The sequence below is a fragment of the Huijunlia imazamoxiresistens genome (genome assembly GCF_037132455.1).
In the GTDB taxonomy this organism is placed as follows: domain Bacteria; phylum Bacteroidota; class Bacteroidia; order Chitinophagales; family Chitinophagaceae; genus Flavisolibacter; species Flavisolibacter imazamoxiresistens.
Genome location: NZ_JBBBEI010000008.1, coordinates 146,740 through 163,760, shown reverse-complemented (window position 1 = coordinate 163,760; position 17,021 = coordinate 146,740). Strand labels below are relative to the sequence as shown.

General features: G+C 54.6%; 19 protein-coding genes and 1 tRNA gene. 12 read left to right on the top strand and 8 right to left on the bottom strand.

Features of this window, described 5'->3' with window-relative positions; all coding sequences use genetic code 11:
* Positions 1 to 50: 50 nt before the first annotated feature.
* Positions 51 to 953, bottom strand: a complete 903-nt coding sequence (locus V9K67_RS12260) for a diacylglycerol/lipid kinase family protein (protein WP_336722823.1) — start codon at positions 951 to 953, stop codon at positions 51 to 53.
* Between the two features lie 45 nt (positions 954 to 998).
* On the opposite strand from V9K67_RS12260, the gene V9K67_RS12255 reads away from it, so the two are divergent.
* The 4 genes from V9K67_RS12255 to V9K67_RS12240 all read left to right on the top strand — a co-directional run bounded on the left by V9K67_RS12255 (position 999) and on the right by V9K67_RS12240 (position 4,852).
* A complete protein-coding gene (locus tag V9K67_RS12255) occupies positions 999 to 1,223 on the top strand; it encodes a DUF2905 domain-containing protein (RefSeq protein ID WP_336722821.1) in 225 nt (74 codons plus the stop codon).
* 154 nt (positions 1,224 to 1,377) lie between these two features.
* Positions 1,378 to 3,189 (top strand): translational GTPase TypA, encoded by a 1,812-nt coding sequence (gene typA / locus V9K67_RS12250; RefSeq protein WP_336722819.1) that lies wholly within the window; start codon positions 1,378 to 1,380, stop codon positions 3,187 to 3,189.
* Between the two features lie 93 nt (positions 3,190 to 3,282).
* The gene (locus tag V9K67_RS12245; RefSeq protein ID WP_336722817.1) at positions 3,283 to 3,507 is read left to right on the top strand and encodes a hypothetical protein; all 225 of its coding nucleotides are present in this window, start codon (positions 3,283 to 3,285) and stop codon (positions 3,505 to 3,507) included.
* A gap of 391 nt (positions 3,508 to 3,898) precedes the next feature.
* Entirely contained in the window at positions 3,899 to 4,852 is a 954-nt protein-coding gene (locus V9K67_RS12240; RefSeq protein ID WP_336722816.1) for an aldo/keto reductase, read from the top strand.
* Positions 4,853 to 5,116: 264 nt separating this feature from the next.
* On the opposite strand, the gene V9K67_RS12235 is transcribed toward V9K67_RS12240, so the two are convergent.
* The 4 genes from V9K67_RS12235 to V9K67_RS12220 form a co-directional block, all read right to left on the bottom strand.
* The gene (locus V9K67_RS12235) at positions 5,117 to 5,323 is read right to left on the bottom strand and encodes a hypothetical protein (RefSeq protein ID WP_336722813.1); all 207 of its coding nucleotides are present in this window, start codon (positions 5,321 to 5,323) and stop codon (positions 5,117 to 5,119) included.
* 75 nt (positions 5,324 to 5,398) lie between these two features.
* Positions 5,399 to 5,902: a GNAT family N-acetyltransferase gene (locus tag V9K67_RS12230; protein ID WP_336722810.1), complete on the bottom strand. Its 504-nt coding sequence runs from the start codon at positions 5,900 to 5,902 to the stop codon at positions 5,399 to 5,401.
* A gap of 96 nt (positions 5,903 to 5,998) precedes the next feature.
* A complete protein-coding gene (locus tag V9K67_RS12225) occupies positions 5,999 to 6,652 on the bottom strand; it encodes a hypothetical protein (RefSeq protein ID WP_336722809.1) in 654 nt (217 codons plus the stop codon).
* 142 nt (positions 6,653 to 6,794) lie between these two features.
* Positions 6,795 to 7,220, bottom strand: a complete 426-nt coding sequence (locus V9K67_RS12220) for a VOC family protein (RefSeq protein WP_336722807.1) — start codon at positions 7,218 to 7,220, stop codon at positions 6,795 to 6,797.
* A 145-nt stretch (positions 7,221 to 7,365) separates the two neighbouring features.
* Between V9K67_RS12220 and V9K67_RS12215 the strand changes: the two genes are divergently transcribed.
* The 3 genes from V9K67_RS12215 to V9K67_RS12205 all read left to right on the top strand — a co-directional run bounded on the left by V9K67_RS12215 (position 7,366) and on the right by V9K67_RS12205 (position 9,498).
* A tRNA-Arg gene (locus V9K67_RS12215) sits at positions 7,366 to 7,437 on the top strand.
* A gap of 114 nt (positions 7,438 to 7,551) precedes the next feature.
* The gene (locus tag V9K67_RS12210) at positions 7,552 to 8,916 is read left to right on the top strand and encodes a right-handed parallel beta-helix repeat-containing protein (protein ID WP_336722804.1); all 1,365 of its coding nucleotides are present in this window, start codon (positions 7,552 to 7,554) and stop codon (positions 8,914 to 8,916) included.
* A gap of 99 nt (positions 8,917 to 9,015) precedes the next feature.
* Positions 9,016 to 9,498 carry a VanZ family protein gene (locus tag V9K67_RS12205; protein ID WP_336722802.1) on the top strand — a complete coding sequence of 161 codons (483 nt, stop codon included), beginning with the start codon at positions 9,016 to 9,018 and terminating at the stop codon, positions 9,496 to 9,498.
* 160 nt (positions 9,499 to 9,658) lie between these two features.
* On the opposite strand, the gene V9K67_RS12200 is transcribed toward V9K67_RS12205, so the two are convergent.
* Positions 9,659 to 11,155: a sensor histidine kinase gene (locus tag V9K67_RS12200; protein ID WP_336722800.1), complete on the bottom strand. Its 1,497-nt coding sequence runs from the start codon at positions 11,153 to 11,155 to the stop codon at positions 9,659 to 9,661.
* A 297-nt stretch (positions 11,156 to 11,452) separates the two neighbouring features.
* On the opposite strand from V9K67_RS12200, the gene V9K67_RS12195 reads away from it, so the two are divergent.
* The 5 genes from V9K67_RS12195 to V9K67_RS12175 all read left to right on the top strand — a co-directional run bounded on the left by V9K67_RS12195 (position 11,453) and on the right by V9K67_RS12175 (position 13,491).
* Positions 11,453 to 11,866 (top strand): OsmC family protein, encoded by a 414-nt coding sequence (locus V9K67_RS12195; protein WP_336722798.1) that lies wholly within the window; start codon positions 11,453 to 11,455, stop codon positions 11,864 to 11,866.
* A gap of 132 nt (positions 11,867 to 11,998) precedes the next feature.
* Entirely contained in the window at positions 11,999 to 12,211 is a 213-nt protein-coding gene (locus V9K67_RS12190; RefSeq protein WP_336722796.1) for a hypothetical protein, read from the top strand.
* Between the two features lie 51 nt (positions 12,212 to 12,262).
* The gene (locus V9K67_RS12185) at positions 12,263 to 12,520 is read left to right on the top strand and encodes a hypothetical protein (protein WP_336722794.1); all 258 of its coding nucleotides are present in this window, start codon (positions 12,263 to 12,265) and stop codon (positions 12,518 to 12,520) included.
* A gap of 223 nt (positions 12,521 to 12,743) precedes the next feature.
* Positions 12,744 to 13,070 (top strand): hypothetical protein, encoded by a 327-nt coding sequence (locus V9K67_RS12180; RefSeq protein ID WP_336722791.1) that lies wholly within the window; start codon positions 12,744 to 12,746, stop codon positions 13,068 to 13,070.
* Between the two features lie 205 nt (positions 13,071 to 13,275).
* Positions 13,276 to 13,491, top strand: coding sequence for a hypothetical protein (locus tag V9K67_RS12175; RefSeq protein WP_336722789.1), 216 nt, complete (start codon positions 13,276 to 13,278; stop codon positions 13,489 to 13,491).
* 462 nt (positions 13,492 to 13,953) lie between these two features.
* Here V9K67_RS12175 and V9K67_RS12170 read toward each other — a convergent pair whose 3' ends face one another.
* Positions 13,954 to 15,735, bottom strand: a complete 1,782-nt coding sequence (locus tag V9K67_RS12170) for an AMP-dependent synthetase/ligase (RefSeq protein WP_336722786.1) — start codon at positions 15,733 to 15,735, stop codon at positions 13,954 to 13,956.
* A 210-nt stretch (positions 15,736 to 15,945) separates the two neighbouring features.
* Entirely contained in the window at positions 15,946 to 16,959 is a 1,014-nt protein-coding gene (locus tag V9K67_RS12165) for a tetratricopeptide repeat protein (RefSeq protein WP_336722783.1), read from the bottom strand.
* Between the last annotated feature and the right edge of the window lie 62 nt (positions 16,960 to 17,021).

Sequence of the window (17,021 nt, the reverse complement as noted above, 5' to 3'; positions counted from 1 at the left end):
CTCCCTAATTCCCAATTAACCAATTAACCAATTAACGAATCCCTTATCCCTTACGCAGGAAAGATCAATTGAAAAGTACCGGGTAAAATAGCCACATCGATCACGCCGGCGGTGTCCACGGGCTCGCCATCGAGGTGCAGGGGGGCAAAGGCGGGGTTGCGGATGACGATGTCCTGGGTCTGGAAGTAGAGGATGCCGGTCTGTTCGTGGATCATTTCCACCTGTTGCAGGCGGTTGAAGCCCCTTACCTGCCGGAAGGTTTGCAGCAGCAGGTGGAAGCGGTTCAGCGAGGTGGCTACCACCACGTCCAGCAGGCCGTCGGTCAGGGAGGCCCGGGGCGCTATGGTGAAATTGTTGCCGAACTGGTTGCTGTTGGCGATGCTGATGAAGTAGGCATCCAGGGAAAGGGTTTTGCCGCCGACCCTCAATTCGAAGGGGTAGGTGGCCGCTTTGACGAAGTTGCGGATCACCTGCTTGACGTAGGTGGCCAGGCCCCGGTTGGGGTCGCGGGCAAAATCGTGCGCCACCTGGGCGTCGAAGCCGAGGCCGCAAAGCATGCAGGCAAAGTGGTGGTTGATCCGGAAAGCGTCGGCCCAGGCGATTTTGCCCCGGAAAACGATCTCCAGCGCCCGGGCGGGGTCCCTGGGAATGCCGGCGCTGAAAGCCAGGCCGTTGCCCGAGCCGCAGGGGATGATGCCGAAGGGCAGGCGGTGCTTCTTCAATCCCGCCAGGCAGGCGTTGACGGTGCCGTCACCCCCGGCCACAACGATGTCGGTATAGCCTTTTTCCCGGATAATGGGGTCCAGGGCGCTGTAATCCCCGGCCGGGTCGGAAGGATAAATGTCATAAGGCAGGCCGACGGCTTCCGTGGTGGAGCGGATGAGCTGCTGCAGCGACTGCTTGTTCCGGGTGCCGGAAATGGGGTTGACGATGTACAGTAAACGGCGTTGCATGAAAGGGATTCGAGCAGCAATAATAAGGTATTGTACCTTGCAGTCATGGATCAGAACACCGGAAAATACCTCATTTTCATCGGCGGGGCCGTAGTGGTCGCGGGCCTGCTGGTGTATTTCCTGCACGACAAGCTCCACTGGCTGGGCCGGCTGCCCGGCGATATCCGGGTGGAACGGGAAAATTTCCGCTTTTATTTCCCCCTGACCACGATGATACTGCTCAGCCTGGTGCTTAGCCTTATTGTGAATCTTATTAAAAAATTCCTGTAAAGTCTTTTTTAGCGACTGTTCCGCTGCCAGAATGCCGTACCTTTGCGGCTCTTTATCCATTTTCCGGGCCGGCAATGCATCTTTTTGCCCGTTCAGAAAATGAGTAGGGGAGCAAAGAATCGTACATATTAAAATTAAATTCCCGTCAGGGTTTATGGAAATCAGAAATATAGCCATCATTGCGCACGTTGACCACGGTAAAACTACCCTGGTAGACAAGATCTTACACGCCACCAAGGTGTTTCGTGACAACCAGGAAACCGGTGAGCTGATCATGGACAGCAATGACCTCGAACGCGAACGTGGTATCACCATCTTCAGCAAGAATGCCGCTGTGGAATACAATGGCATTAAAATCAATGTAATCGATACCCCGGGCCACGCCGACTTTGGCGGTGAGGTGGAACGCGTATTGAAAATGGCCGACGGTGTGATCCTGCTGGTGGATGCCTTCGAAGGCCCCATGCCGCAGACCCGCTTCGTACTGCAGAAAGCCCTGCAGCTGAACCTGAAGCCCATCGTAGTGATCAACAAAGTGGATAAGCCCAACTGCCGCCCCGACGAGGTGCACGACGCGGTTTTCGAGCTGTTCTTCAACCTCGATGCCACTGAAGAGCAACTGGACTTCCCCACTTATTATGGTTCCGGCAAGAACGGCTGGTTCAACGATTCCCTGACCCAGATCGATAATATTAACCCCCTGCTGGACGGTATCGTGAAGCACGTACCGCCCCCGACCGTAAGCGAAGGTACCCTGCAGTTGCAGATCACCTCCCTGGATTATTCCTCTTTCCTGGGCCGTATCGCCATCGGTAAAGTAAGCCGCGGCAACATCAAAGAAGGCCAGCCCATCTCCCTGATGCAGGCCGACGGTACCGTGAAAAAGCAGCGCGTACGCGAACTGTACGTGTTCGAAGGCATGGGCAAGAAGAAAGTGACGGAAGTAGTAGCCGGCGACCTCTGCGCCGTAGTAGGCCTGGAAGGTTTCAACATCGGCGATACCGTTGCCGATTTCGAGAACCCCGAAGCCCTGCCCGTGATCAGCGTGGACGAGCCCACCATGAACATGATGTTCAGCATCAACAACTCGCCTTTCTATGGTAAGGACGGTAAGTTCGTTACTTCCCGCCACCTGCGCGACCGCCTGATCAAGGAAACTGAAAAGAACCTCGCCCTCCGCGTGGTAGATACCGACAGCGCCGACTCCTTCCTGGTGTACGGTCGCGGTATCCTGCACCTGGGTGTACTGGTGGAAACCATGCGCCGCGAAGGCTACGAGCTGACCATCGGCCAGCCCCAGGTAATTGTAAAAAATATCGACGGCGTTAAATGCGAGCCTTACGAAAACCTGGTGGTGGACGTGCCGCAGGAATACGCTTCCAAGGTGATCGACCTGGTAACCCGCCGCAAGGGTGAAATGCTGATCATGGAAACCAAAGGTGAAATGCAGCACCTGGAATTCGACATTCCTTCGCGCGGCCTGATCGGTCTGCGTACCCAGATGCTGACCAACACCGCCGGTGAAGCCGTGATGAACCACCGCTTCAGCGAATACAAACCCTGGAAAGGACCCATCCCCGGCCGTAGCAACGGTGTGCTGATTGCCAAAGAGGCCGGTACCACTACCGGTTACTCGCTGGACAAGCTGCAGGACAGGGGCTTCTTCTTTGTGGATCCGGGTGAGGAAGTTTACCGCGGCATGGTGATCGGCGAGAACAACAAGCCTGGCGACCTGGTGGTAAACCCCAACGAAGGCAAGAAGCTGACCAACATGCGCGCCAGCGGTTCGGATGCAGCCACTTCCATCGCCCCCAAACGCCTGATGACCCTCGAAGAATGTATGGAGTACATCCAGCATGACGAGTGCATCGAGGTAACTCCCAACTACATCCGGATGCGTAAGACCATCCTGGACGAAGAGGAAAGAAAGCGGAATCAGAAGAGAATGAGCTCTGAAGCTGTTTAAATAAAAATGAAAAGCCCCGGTATCAAACCGGGGTTTTTCATTTTTATACTTCACCGGTTCACGGGTTCATTTAGGCTGTACCTTTGCAGCCTTATGAAACGATTTATTGTGTTGATCCTCCTGGTGGTAGCGCTGATGGCAACCGTTTCTTCTTACGCCCAGTGTTCCATCTGCACCCGCACGGCCGAGCAGCTGGGTGAGAAGCCAGCCCAGGGCCTGAATGCAGGCATCATTTACCTGGCCCTGACGCCCTTCGTGATTGTGGGCATCATCGGTTACCGCTGGTGGAAGGGCCGGAGCGCTAACCTCCAGGCATAAAAAAAGGCAGTTGTGAGTACAACTGCCCTGTTTTTTTAACGCACGTCTTTTGCTCTAGAAAATATTGACCAGCACAAACAGCAGGATAAAAACTGCAACTGCGCGGAGGGCTATTTTGATCGAGTAAGCATCAATGGATTTCTGCTTCATGGTGCATAGGTTATTTTAGAGAAACAAAATTAAAAGGGCGTCTGCTAAAAAAGGGTTAAATAGCTGATAACCATTTTTTTATCGGTGAAACCGGTAAAGGGAACGGTGTGCCGGGCAACATATGGCGCGCCTTTTTTATTTGACAGGAGATCTTCCTGTCTCTTTTTCTTCCCTGCACCCTTCCATCCTTCGTACTTCATACCTCTAACCTCGTACCTTCCTTCTGTCTTACATTTATAGCATGGAAAAAAGAAAGATCGGCACTTCGGCTTTGGAAGTAGCGCCCCTGGCTTTTGGGGGTAATGTTTTTGGCTGGACGGCGGATGAAGCCGCGTCCTTCGGGCTGCTGGATGCGTTTACAGAGGCAGGCTTTAACCTGATTGATACGGCGGATTCGTATTCGCACTGGGTGCCGGGCAACCAGGGAGGCGAGTCGGAAACCATTATCGGCAAATGGCTCCGGCAGCGGGGCAACCGCCACAATGTTATTATTGCCACGAAGGTGGGCAGCGCCGTCGGGAAAGGAAAGAAAGACCTGTCGCGGGCCCATATCCTGCGGTCCGTGGAGGCATCGCTGCGCCGCCTGCAAACCGATTATATCGACCTGTACCAGTCACATTACGATGATGTGGATACGCCGGTGGGAGAGACGCTGGAAACCTATGCCCAACTGATCCGTGAGGGTAAGGTGCGGGTGATCGGCGCTTCCAACTTTACGCCCGCCCGCCTGGAGGAGTCGCTGCGGTACAGCCGCGAGCACGGGCTGCCGCGTTACGAGTCGCTGCAACCCGAGTACAATTTATACAACCGTTCTACATACGAGCAGGAATTTGCGGGTCTTTGCCAGCAGGAAGGGTTGGGCGTGATTCCTTATTATGCCCTTGCCAGCGGTTTTCTTACCGGCAAATACCGTTCGGAAGCCGACGCTGCCAAAAGCGCCCGGGGCGGCGGGGTAATTAAAAATTACCTGAACGAACGGGGCTTCCGCATCCTTTCCGCGCTGGACGAAGTTGCCGCCCGGTACGGGGCCAGTGTGGCGGCTGTTTCGCTGGCCTGGCTCCTGACACGACCGGGGATTACCGCCCCCATCGCCTCGGCCACCAGCCTCTCCCAACTGGGCGACCTGGAGCAGTCGGCCCGGTTGCAACTGGATGCGGAGGCGTTGGCCTTATTGAACGAAGCATCGGAACGCTGAAGTTGCAGGAATACGACCATATTTCCTTACGGCATTTGGGCACCGTAGGTGCCGCCTGTTTATAGAAACATCCCAACACAGGGAAATCGCTCCGTAGGAGCGCCCTGTGAAAGAAGGAGATTCGCTTTCCGATAAAGGGGCTGTCTCTGCTGCACAGGGGGCTCCTATGGAGCCATAGCTCTGCTCCGTTGTTTCTATAAACAGGCGGCACCTACGGTGCCCAAATGCTTTAGAAGAAAGCCATTTTCTATATATTCTGTGTATTTAATCCTTCTTTTTACCGGTGTCGGTGGCGGTGCGGGTATTATCCGGCGGTGTCATGGCGGCGGTATCGGTGCTGATCACGCTGCCGCTGGTAATGCCCGTCGGGTGCTGGGTGGTGTCAATAGCCGAAGGGTTTTCCGTGGCCGGCGCTTCATTGGCAGTATTGTTATCATTTCCTCCACAGCTCCATAATGCTACAAGTATCATTGATCCCAAGGCTAACTTTTTCATGGCTAAAGGTTTACCGTTTCCTTTCAATTTTTCTGCCAATTGCCCTTTTCCTCAGGGAGCGATGCGTTTGCCCAGGATGACCAGGCTGCGCTCGATGCCGTCCAGCACGGCAATATTGGGCATATTGGCCCAGGCTTCGAAGCCCTGCTGGTAAAAGAGTTTCAGGCTGGGTTCGTTGTGGGCAAAGACGAAGCCCAGGAGGGTTTTGATGCCGAAGCGGGGGGCGTTCCGGATGCAGTAGTGCAGTGCTTCTTTGCCCACGCCTTTGCCCCGGGCGGCGGGGGCCAGGTAGATGCTGATCTCGGCGGTACCATTATAGGCTTCGCGTCCGTAAAAGTCCTGGAAGCTTACCCAGCCCAGGATGTCGCCCTGTTCGTTTTCCACCATCCAGAGTGGTCGCCGGTCGGGGGTGTGTGCGTGGAACCAGGGCAGGCGGCTGTCCGCCGATACCGGTTCCAGGTCGGCCGTGACCATGCGCCCGGCTATGGTGGAGTTGTATATGTCTACGATCAGGGGAAGGTCTGCCAGGGTAGCATCCCGGAAAGAAAGTGCCATAGTATCGTTTTTAGCTTGCTTCTACATAAGAATCGCCATATTCTTACCCGCTTGCGGATAAAAATACGGCGATTCTTTATTGCTTTTGCTCCTGTGTTAACCAGGAATGCGGGAGATGTATTTTTCGATCTGCTTGATCTGGTCCACGATCTGCGGGGTGGTGGGCTTCAGTTCTTTTGCCTTGCGGAAAAAGTCCTTGGCGGCCCGGAACTCGCGCTTGTTCATCATGATGCTGCACATCTGCAGGTAGGCGGCGGCTTTGTTTTCCTTGTCGGGCAGGCCGGCACGGAGGGCGGCGCGGATGTAGTTCTCGCCCCCTTTCAGGTCGTTGCGCTGCAGGGCCAGCATTCCCATTTGCAGCATGCTGGCGCCTTCGGCTTCTTTCATGGGCATGCCCAGGTCGAGGCCTTTTTTCATGTTCTTTTCGGCTTCGTCAAAGTTCTGGTTCATCATGGCCAGGTTGCCCTTGAGGGTAAAGTAAACCGAGCGGATCGGCTTGTACAGCAGGTTGGGAAACTTGATAGAGTTCACGATCTTTTCGGCCTCGGCGGTATTGCCGCTTTCGAGGTGTTCCTGGATCAGGCGCAGCGGGCCGAAGAAAAAGTGGCCGGCGATGAGGATGACGCCAATGAGGTACAGGGGAAATACAGGCCAGAAGCCGCTTACAGTGACATTCAGGGCAATGCCTAAAACAATGAGGGCAATACCAACATATAAGCGGTATTTGATTAACCAGTTGTAAAATTTCATTCGTTATGAGTTTTTTTAATCGGACGGTACAGCAGTTTTTCGCCTTTTTGGGCGGCCGGGGCCTGAAGGTACACGCAAACGGTGCGCAAATTTACGCCGATTTCTCCATCCGCAGGAAGCCGGCGAGCCTATTGGAAATAAATTACTTAGGATCCCGGGGGTGATCGTTGTTGATTTCGATCCAGTAACCGTCGGGGTCCTGCAAATAGATTTGAAGAATGCCGTCCGCCCGGGTGGTCACGCTGCGGTACCTGCCTTTGGCGTCCTCGAACAGGATGTTGGCCTGCTGCAGGCGGGCGATGAACGCTTCGATTGACGGTACGCTGAAGCACATATGGTGGTCCTTGTCCTTGGGGGCGGCGGCATGGGCGCCGGCTTTGAGGTGCAGGGTCTGGCCCCCGCCTACGCTCAGCCAGGTATGCCGGCCGTCGTGGAAGGGTTCGGGCACGGTGTCCAGGCCGATCACCTGCCGGTAAAAATCGGTGCTGCGGGCAAGGTCCTGCACGTACAGGGCCAGGTGGTTCAAAACGGGGGGCTGCTTCTGTGCGGCAAGGTTAAGGACGCTCATAAAACAAAGAAGGAATAAAAGATAGGCTTTTTTCATAAAAAGAGGTAGAAGGTAAAAAAACTTCGGCGGAAAGCGAAAAATGGAGCGGAACAAGCGCCACAATCATTTATTTTTGCTGCGCTGCAGCCGTTTCGGCTGTGCTGCCGGCCCGGTAGTTCAATGGATAGAATAGGAGTTTCCTAAACTCTAGATACAAGTTCGATTCTTGTCCGGGCTACACTTCCCAAAAGCCGCTGTTTCAGTCCATTGCTGCAACGGCGGCTTTGTCTTTTTGCTGCACTTTCGTACGTTCGGGCAAATCGTCGTTTTCTTTTCTTAATCACTGCCGTCCATGAGAAAAACAATCGTGTCCACCTTATTGCTCCTCTTTACTACTATCCACGCGTTTGCCGCCACCTGGTACATTGCTCCGGATGGGGCCGATACCAATGCCGGCACGCAAGCCCGTCCCTTCTTAACCATTCAAAAGGCGCAAAGCGCCGCGGCGCCGGGTGATACGGTCTATGCCCGTGGCGGCACCTACCGGGTGCAGGAAGCCCAGATCGCTTCCTTTGCACGCATCTCGGCCTTCGTCCACCTGCTGGACAAAAGCGGCGCGCCCGGCAAGCCCATTTACTACTGGGCCTACCCGGGCGAAAAGCCGGTATTTGATTTTGCCGACGTCAAGCCCGCCAACTACCGCGTCCATGCCTTCGAGGTCACGGGCTCGTGGCTCCACCTGAAAGGGTTGGAGGTAGTGGGCGTACAGGTGCCCCTGGTCAATGCCAATACCCAGTCCATCTGCTTTTCCAACAACGGCGGCAGCAACAATATTTACGAGCAATTGAGCATGCACGACGGGCAGGCCATCGGCTTTTACCTGGTCAAAGGCTCCAACAACCTTATTTTGAACTGCGATGCTTATCGCAACAACGACTACACCTCTCAAACCGCCGGCGCCCGCAGGGGTGGCAACGTGGACGGCTTCGGCAACCACCCCGACAAGGGCAGTGTCAACAACATATTCCGCGGATGCCGGGCCTGGTTCAACAGCGACGACGGCTACGACTGCATCTCGGCCCATGAAGCAACGGTCTTTGAAAACTGCTGGGCCTTTTACAACGGCTATACTCCCGGCTTTGTGAGCAGGGCCGACGGCAACGGCTTCAAGGCCGGCGGCTATGGCGCCCGCCCCTTTGGCCTGTTGCCCGCCCCCATTCCCCGCAATACCATCCGCTTTTGCCTGGCGGTGATGAACAAGTCCAACGGCTTTTATGCCAACCATCACCTCGAGGGCAGCGACTGGTACCACAACACGGCCTATAAGAACGGCGTGAATTACAATATGCTGAACCGAAAGGGTAAGACGGAAGGGGAATACCTGGCAGATGGCCCGGGCTACAACCATGTGCTCCGGAACAACATCAGCCTGGAACCCCGTACCGAAGGCAACGACATCGCCAACTACGACCCTGCCCGCTGCACCATCGACCATAACAGCTTTTTGAACCCGGCGATCCGCATAAGCGCTACTGATTTTATCAGCCTGGATACCGCCCTGCTGACGGCACCCCGCCAACCGGACGGCAGCCTGCCGGCAGTTGATTTCCTGCGGCTGCGGCCGAAAAGCGCCCTGGTGGACAAAGGCGTAAACGTGGGCCTGCCCTTTACCGGCAAAGCGCCCGACCTGGGATGTTTTGAAGTAAAGAGAAAATAAAGGAAAAGGTTTTGCCGGCGGCAGCCCTGATGCATGAGTATTTCTGAGCATTTGTTATCTTCGGTTTGTTCGCCCTATTCATAACCGCAACCCGTGCCTATGAATTCTAATGCAGCTTCGAGGCTTTCTGTGCTTCTTTTCGTTATCTACCTGCTGGTATTGTGCAAATTGATCCTGTTCAAGGGGTCGTTTGGCGACCTGTACCAGCACTTCAGCCAGCATTACGGGGGCGCTGCCATCCGGAAAACCTGGGCGCATGCCAACCTGGTTCCCACCAGCAGGATCCGGTACTACCTGCGGGGCGAGGAGCCCCTGGAGCCGGCGGTGCAAAACCTGGCGGGCAATATTTTGCTGTTCGTTCCCTTCGGTTTCCTGCTGCCCTGGATCCATGCGCGCCTGGCGGCCTACCGCAAAGTCTTTGTGGCGGCGGCGCTTGCCAGCCTTTCCTTGGAGCTGCTGCAGCTGGCCCTTGCCTGCGGCGATTTTGATGTGGATGATCTGCTGCTGAATACCTTAGGCGCCCTGCTGGGCTACGGCTGTTTTGTCCTCCTGCCTACCAGTCCTGATTTTCAAAAGACCTGACAGGGTTTTTTTTGTGTCCTGTATTTTTTCTGAAAAAAGTCTGACCACGTACCCCGGAATTGTATTCCGGGTAAGTTCACTTCATCCTAAGAAACCAAGTACATGGAAGTCCCGCCTAATACCCAATTACCCAATTAACTAATTCCCAATACCGCCTCCCTCAGTCGTATTTACTGGGAAGGGTGATGATGAAGGTGGTGCCCATCAGCGGCGTGCTTTCTACGGTTATGGATCCCCGGTGGCGCTCCACGATCTTTTTGCACATGGCCAGCCCGATGCCGGTGCCTTCGAGCTTCGGCGATACCTTGATGCGCTGGAACAGGCGGAAGATCTTTTCCTGCTCGTTCGTGTCCATGCCGATCCCATTGTCCCTGACCAGTATCTGCACCATGCCCGGGAGGTCCTGCCGGGCCATGATCTCCACAAACGGCTCCAGGTCCTTCCGCCGGTATTTTATGGCATTGCTCACCAGGTTTTGAAACAGCTGCCGCATTTGCTGGGGAGCGGCCTCTATGGAGGGCAGGGGGCCGGTTCGGACGTGCACCCCGTTATCGCGGATCAGCAACTCCAGGTCGGTGAGTACGCCCTGCAGCACTTCGTTCAGGTCGGTTTGCTCGAAATGATGCCGGTCGCTGGTATGGTTCGAATACGCCAGGATCGAGTCGATCAGGTGCGACATCCGGCGGGCGGCCTTGCAGATCTTTTCCGCGTACCGCTCCACCGCCTCGGGCAGCTCGGACCGTTTCTGTGTCAGGATCAGGTCGCTGAAGGTGATGATCTTGCGCAGCGGCTCTTTCAGGTCGTGCGAGGCCAGCCAGGAATATTGCTCCACTTCCCGGTTCGACTGGTCCAGCTCTTTCTGCTTTCTTTCCAGCGCCTGGGCGTTCTTCTTCTGGATGGAAATGTCCTTGACAAAGGCGATGAAGGCGGATTGGCCGTTTTGCGCCGTAGCCGAAACGGTAAAGGAAACCGGGAACTCGTCCCCGTTTTTGCGCAGCGCCCAGGCCTCCAGCGGCTTGTTCAGCAGGGGCGCCTCGCGGCTGGTTAGGTATTTCTGGACGCCCTTGCTGTAGGCTTCGCGGTACATGGGCGGGATGATCCGGTCGAATACGCGGCTGCCGGTAATTTCTGCGGCCTTCCAGCCAAAGATTTTTTCCGCCCTCGGGTTCCACAGCAGGATGCGGCTGAGTTCGTCGATGACAATGATGGCGTCGGGGGCGTTCCGGATCAGTTGCTGCAGGTTGTCTTCGCTTTCCTTTAGCTGGCGGGTAAAGGCGGCTAGCTGCGCTTGGTGCTGCACGCGGGCCGTGATGTCGCGGAAGATGGCAAAGGTATACGCCGGCGCGTCCGTGGGTGTTTCCAGGCATACCACGCCTTCCACGATCACTTTGCGCCCGCTCTTTGCCCGCAGGGTCACCACGATTTCGCGGGATTCGGCGGCGCCGGTCAGTATATTTTCACGGTAATGGACAAACCGTTCGCGGTCGGCTTCGTCCACGATCGAGTAGAGATTGAGGTGACTGACCTCGTCGGCAGTATATTCCAGGGTTCTGATCCAGGAGGGGTTGACATGCAGGAGCGTGCCATCGAGCCGCACCATATGTATCAGGTCGTTTGCATGGTCAAAAACAGCTTTATAACAGTCTTCACATTCCATAAAATGAGAACAAATAGTTTTGGCCCGTTTGCATGGGGTTCTTTATAAAACATTCCATGAATGTTTTATGTTTGTTTGTCCTTGTAATTTACTAAGAAAAACGCTGTTTTCATAGCCGGTCAACCGGGCGCAGGTGTTGTAGGGGGCTGGTAACGGGCTTCTGTTATGAAAAGATACGTGTGTTAATTTTTATTTACCCTTTATGGTCGGCGGAAGGGTGCTTTTTCCCGCCTTGCATTGCAATGCCGTTTTACTCTATATTTACTCATTATTCATACTAAACCCTAATTTTTTTGTATGGTACGTAACGCAACAGCCGTATGGAACGGCTCCGGCAAGGAAGGAAAAGGACATTTGACGGCCCCGAGCAATGTATTGAATGCTACCCCTTATTCGTTCAAAGACCGTTTTGAAGACGGCCCCGGTACCAACCCGGAAGAGCTGGTAGCCGCCGCCCATTCCGGCTGCTTTACCATGAAGCTGAGCTTTGTACTGGGCGAAGCCGGCTTTACTCCCGAAAGCCTGCAGACTAAATGCGAGATCACCTTCGCCAATGGCGCCATCACCAAGTCCCACCTGATCGTGGAAGGCAAGGTGCCGGGCATTACCGAGGAAAAATTCCAGGAGGCCGTGAAGAACGCCGAGCAGAACTGCCCCATCTCCAAATTATTGAATACCGCTATTTCTTCCGAGGCCAAGCTGATCCAGTAAGGCGCTGAAGAAAGTTTTTGCAAGGGGCGGGTGGTAACACCCGCCCCTTTTGTTTAGGGCCGTAGCTTGCGGCAACGGCATGGTTTTCGGGTACAAAGCGGTAGAACCTGTTTGGTGATTAAATGCAGGATTATGAAAAATAAAGCGAAAGAGGAGGGCAGCCGGATCACCCGTTTGCCCGACGACCATGAGGCGGCCGGCGGCTTCAGCCAGAAAAACAAAGGCGTGAGCGACAAGCCCTCCGGCGAAGGCCTCAACAGCGGTAAAGCGGGCGAGCACCGCCCGCACCGGCAGCACAGCGGATCCGATGGTTCCGGTAATATGGGCAGGGGCAGCAACCACTGACCCGGCGAATGGATTTGTTTTATCCCTATTTCATCATTAAAACCGAAGCGTATGTCAGAGAATGTAAGAGGGCAGAATACGGAGCGCAATCGGCCCGAAAGTGAAAATGAAGTGAACCAGGGCAGTGGCCGGCCGGACCTGGCCCAAACAAACCTGGGCAGCGAGCGGCAGGTGTCCCTCAACCGGGGAACGACCGATATGGACCCGCAACCTTCCATAGGTACCAATGTACGTCCTTCCGGTTCCGGTATTACGACCAAACGGAACGTGACCGGCAGCGACTATGACGGCCAGCTTTCCTCCGACTGACGGAATGGGAAGCCCCCGGAACAGCCCCTGGCCTTCAACGGTACAGGGGCTTTTTATGCCACACCCCGTTGTTGATTTCCTTCTACAAAGAATTGAGGGACAATGCTTAATGATGAGATTGGCTTCTTTTCGGCCCTCTCGGAAAGCCCTGTGGCGACTAAAAGGCACAATGTTTTCTATACTATAATCTCTTTACTATTTCTTGACTCTAAAACTTTCAGTTATGGCAGACAATCAAAGAAATCAGGATCAAAGCAGAAACCAGGGCCAACAAAGTGGTGGCCAGGAAAATCAATCCTGGGGCTCTCAAAGTGGTTCTCAGTCAGGTCAAGGACAAACAGGTAGCCGCAGTTCGCAAGGATTAGGCAACCAAAGTCAAAATACCAGCAGCTCCCAGCAATCTGGTACCAGCCGCACCCAGCAGGGTTCCTCCGATTACGGCAGTTCCGGCCAGGGTCTTGAAGGCGGCGATGCCGGCAGAGGCAGCAGCTCGGGCCTGGGACGCGATAAAGACCTGGGCAGCTCCCGCAGCGGACAAGGCGGTATGTAATACCGTAAACGATTGCTAAAGCCAAACCTATTGCTGGCCTTAGCTGAACCAGTAAGCCCTGTTGGTACAGGGCTTACTGGCTTTTTATCCCAAGGGGCCAACGGGTGGATAGGAATTCGTTAATTGGTTCATTGGGAATTGGGAGAGACGCCGAAGAGTGGAACGGTATTTTTTATGGTGATACGAATCAACTAAAATATATTTTATGTATAACGACAGAAAAGACAGGGAACGGCCGGAAGCTTATCCGAAGCCGAGCCAAACAGACCAGCAATGGAAAGGCCAGCACGAGTTCCTGGAACCCGAACCCAACCGCAACGAGGAGGACTTCCAGGTAGATAATGAACGCGGAGAACGGGACTGGTCCCGGGCCTCCAGCGCCACGGAAGAAAACAGGGACTCCCAGAAAGGAGGGGAATGAGGGAATTTCGGATTTCGGATCCCCTTGACAGGAGCATGGTTCTTTTCCATGAGGAAATTATAGAAATGCGAAAAAAAAATAGCCCCTGGGTTTCGGGGGCTTTTTATTTCGTAGGAGTCGTTCGATTGTCAAGAGGATCCGAAATCCGAAATCTGACATCCGAAATTACTACACTGTAATTAAAGTAAGTTATTATCCATCGGAATAGGGCACCGTAGGTGCCTCCTGTTTATAGAAACAGCCTTAGAGATATTCCCAGGCTCTGTAGGAGCCACCTGTGCAGAACGGAAGGCGCCATTACAGGAAGGGAAATGCTCGGGGCTTCACAGGGCGCTCCTACGGAGCGACGTTCCTCGGTTGTTGATTTGCTATAAACAGGAGGCACCTACGGTGCCCTAAAACCAGAAACAAGAACAGGGATGCCGCCATAAAATGACTTTCATTACAGTGTAATTACTGGGTCTAATCAAAAATCTTTTCGATCTCCTCCTTGTATTTGTCCATGATTACTTTTCGCTTCAGCTTCAGGGTAGGGGTGAGCTCACCGCCTTCGATGGTCCATTCCCGTCCCAGGAGCTCGAACTTCTTGATCTGCTCTACCTGGCTGAAGTTTTTGTTGAGCTTGTCCACCGTTTCCTTGATCAGGCCCACGACTTCCGGCCGGCAGATCAGCTCCTCGTTCGTAGTGCCCTTCAGTCCGTTTTTGGAGCACCACTCCCGTACCCGCTGAAAGGAAGGAACGATCAGGGCGCCGGCAAACTTCTTCCCGGCACCGACCACCATCACCTGCTCGATCAGTGGCGATTCGACCAGCTTGTTCTCGATGGGCTGGGGCGCCACGTATTTCCCGCCCGAGGTTTTAAAGATCTCTTTCTTGCGGTCGGTGATCTTTAAAAACTTGTTGTTGATCAGCACGCCGATGTCGCCGGTGTGCAACCATCCATCCTGGATGGCCTCTTCCGTCAGGTCGGGACGCTTATAATAGCCCATCATCACATTGGGGCCTTTGCACAGAATTTCCCCGTCTTCCGCAATCCGCACTTCCACCCCGTCGATCACCGTACCTACGGTACCAAACATCCGTTGCTTGGCATCAGGGCGGTTAAAGCTGATCACCGGTGAGGATTCGGTCAGACCGTATCCTTCCAGGATGGGAATGCCGGCAGCGGTAAACAGGCGGATCAGCTTTACCGGGCAGGCAGCCGCACCTGTTACAATACATTCCACCTCGCCGCCCAGGGCCTCCCGCCATTTTTTAAAGACGATCTTGCCGGCCAGCGCCAGCTGCAGGCGGTACCAAAGGCTTTTCTTGCCATGGACGTCGTATTGACCCCCCAGGTGCAGCGACCAGCCAAAGATTTTCTGCTTCAGGTTGCTCTGCTCCCTGGCTTTGGACAGGATGCGCTCGTACACTTTTTCCAGCAGCCGCGGAACGGTGGTAAACATATGGGGTTTCACTTCCCGCAGGTTTTCGCCCAGGGTGTCCATGCTTTCGGCATAGTAGATGGAGGTGCCGCTGAACAGGTAGAGGTAAGTGGCCACCCGCTCGAACACGTGGTTCAGGGGCAGGAAGGACAGGGAGCGCTTATGCCGGCCCAGGTTAAAGGAGGGCATGGCGCTCATCACGTTGCTCAGCACATTGTGGTGCGACAGCATGACGCCTTTGGGCGTGCCGGTAGTGCCCGAGGTATAAATGATGGTGAACAGGTCTTCGGTATTGATCTTATCGGCGATCTCCGCCAGTTGCTCAAACTGCTTTTGCTTGCCCAGGGGCAGGATCTCGGCCCAGTGCCGGGCGCCCTCTACCCGTTCGAAGCTGTAAATGTCCTGGACGGTAGACAGGCGGGATTTGATACCCTGCACCTTGGCAAAAAGGTCGTCGTCGTTTACGAACACCAGCTTTACCTGGGCGTCGTTCAGCACAAATTCCAGGTCGGTGGGGTGTACCGTGGGGTAGATAGGCACCAGCACGGCGCCTACCTGCTGCACCGCCAGGTCGAGCAGCACCCACTCGGGCCGGTTTTTCGACAGCAGGGCTATTTTGTCGCGTCCTTCCAGGGACATGTCGTTGCCGCTGATGCCTAAGGCCAGCAGGCCGGCGGCCAGCTTGTCCACCGTATCTTTTATTTCCGCCGTGCTGTACTTCCGCCACTGCCCGCCTTCCTTGCCCACAAGGGCGGCGTCGTGCGAACCGTTTTTCAGCTGTTCCTCAATACAATCAAATAATCGGCGAGGCCTGGACATAAGCATTTATTTTATCGTGAAGGGTCAATGGACAATAGTCAACCGTCAAAAGAACGAAAACTTTTACAGATAGACGTGAAACGTGTTCTTCCGGCAAACGAACGCGTGAACCCGTAAACTGGTAAACGCGTGAACTTCTTCTAAGTTAAGCTACTGCCGGGTATAAAAAAAGCCCCTGCGGGGAGCAGGGGCTGTGCGGGGGAAAAGAAGTTATTTGTCCTGGTAATACTGCCCGGCGGGCATTTTAAAGATGCGGCCTTTCTGGAAAGCGGAAAAGCTGGTATAGGCATCGGAATGGGTCTTTGTCCAGTTTTCGTAGGCAGCCAGGTTTTCCACGGTGCCGAACAGCCACTGGTTGTAGGCATCGAACATACCTTCCTGCAGTAGCTGGCGGTGGTAGTCGAACAGGCGGAAGGGAAACTTGTTGGCGTAGTTGGTGTACCAGTCCAGGATAAAGCGGGCGCGGATCATGGTCAGCGTTTCGGCGTTGAGGCCCCGGTTGGCCAGGGACGACTGCCGGCTCATGGCCTGCAGGTAGGCTTTGGCAAACTCGCTTTTGTTCTCGTTAATATCTTTGGTCAGGTCGGCTTCCGCGAATAATTTCTCCTTATAGGCGTCCAGCACCAGCTTTTTCATGGCCAGGCCTCTTTCCGTCAGGCTTTCCATGTTCACGAACACCTCGCCGTAGATGATCGTCCAGATCTTGTCCTTGGTGTTGGCGTAGAAAAGTGCGGCATTGTAGTAGTTGCCCGAAAAAGAGGGGTCGGCTTTAATGCCTTTTTCCCATTGGTCGATCGCGAAAGGATCTTTCCGCGCAAAGAGCAGCTCGCCGTATTCGCTGTAGAGGGGGCCGCTGTTGGGAAACCGCTTCAGGGCCTTTTTGTACATTTTTTCGGCTTCCTTCACTTCTTCCAGGGCCTTGAAGATGTTGCCGCCCAGCTGGTAGGTCACTACGTCCACGTCGGCATCGTTGTCCAGCAGGGGCTTGAGCACCTCCAGCGCTTTGGCGTAGTTCCTTTTATAATAATACGATTGTACCAGGTCGGTTTGGATGGCGATATTCTTTTTATCCTGTTCCAGGGCCCGGTTCAGTACAACAATGGCATTGTCGAAATCGCCCTGCTTCAGGAAGGAGCGCCCGGTTTCGTGCAGGCTTTCCTCCTGGGCGCCGGCCTGGAAGAACAGGCCGCACAAGGCAATGGCCACGAGAAAGAAAAATTTCATTTGGTTCAGTTTAGAGGTGATCCCTGCTGCTGAGGCTTTGCCGGGAAAGCGCAAGTTACATA

Coding starts and splice junctions, on each gene's coding strand:
- V9K67_RS12260 (WP_336722823.1), bottom strand. CDS start 953: ATGCAACGCCGTTTACTGTACATCGTCAACCCCATTTCCGGCACCCGG.
- V9K67_RS12255 (WP_336722821.1), top strand. CDS start 999: ATGGATCAGAACACCGGAAAATACCTCATTTTCATCGGCGGGGCCGTA.
- typA (WP_336722819.1), top strand. CDS start 1,378: ATGGAAATCAGAAATATAGCCATCATTGCGCACGTTGACCACGGTAAA.
- V9K67_RS12245 (WP_336722817.1), top strand. CDS start 3,283: ATGAAACGATTTATTGTGTTGATCCTCCTGGTGGTAGCGCTGATGGCA.
- V9K67_RS12240 (WP_336722816.1), top strand. CDS start 3,899: ATGGAAAAAAGAAAGATCGGCACTTCGGCTTTGGAAGTAGCGCCCCTG.
- V9K67_RS12235 (WP_336722813.1), bottom strand. CDS start 5,323: ATGATACTTGTAGCATTATGGAGCTGTGGAGGAAATGATAACAATACT.
- V9K67_RS12230 (WP_336722810.1), bottom strand. CDS start 5,902: ATGGCACTTTCTTTCCGGGATGCTACCCTGGCAGACCTTCCCCTGATC.
- V9K67_RS12225 (WP_336722809.1), bottom strand. CDS start 6,652: ATGAAATTTTACAACTGGTTAATCAAATACCGCTTATATGTTGGTATT.
- V9K67_RS12220 (WP_336722807.1), bottom strand. CDS start 7,220: ATGAGCGTCCTTAACCTTGCCGCACAGAAGCAGCCCCCCGTTTTGAAC.
- V9K67_RS12210 (WP_336722804.1), top strand. CDS start 7,552: ATGAGAAAAACAATCGTGTCCACCTTATTGCTCCTCTTTACTACTATC.
- V9K67_RS12205 (WP_336722802.1), top strand. CDS start 9,016: ATGAATTCTAATGCAGCTTCGAGGCTTTCTGTGCTTCTTTTCGTTATC.
- V9K67_RS12200 (WP_336722800.1), bottom strand. CDS start 11,155: ATGGAATGTGAAGACTGTTATAAAGCTGTTTTTGACCATGCAAACGAC.
- V9K67_RS12195 (WP_336722798.1), top strand. CDS start 11,453: ATGGTACGTAACGCAACAGCCGTATGGAACGGCTCCGGCAAGGAAGGA.
- V9K67_RS12190 (WP_336722796.1), top strand. CDS start 11,999: ATGAAAAATAAAGCGAAAGAGGAGGGCAGCCGGATCACCCGTTTGCCC.
- V9K67_RS12185 (WP_336722794.1), top strand. CDS start 12,263: ATGTCAGAGAATGTAAGAGGGCAGAATACGGAGCGCAATCGGCCCGAA.
- V9K67_RS12180 (WP_336722791.1), top strand. CDS start 12,744: ATGGCAGACAATCAAAGAAATCAGGATCAAAGCAGAAACCAGGGCCAA.
- V9K67_RS12175 (WP_336722789.1), top strand. CDS start 13,276: ATGTATAACGACAGAAAAGACAGGGAACGGCCGGAAGCTTATCCGAAG.
- V9K67_RS12170 (WP_336722786.1), bottom strand. CDS start 15,735: ATGTCCAGGCCTCGCCGATTATTTGATTGTATTGAGGAACAGCTGAAA.
- V9K67_RS12165 (WP_336722783.1), bottom strand. CDS start 16,959: ATGAAATTTTTCTTTCTCGTGGCCATTGCCTTGTGCGGCCTGTTCTTC.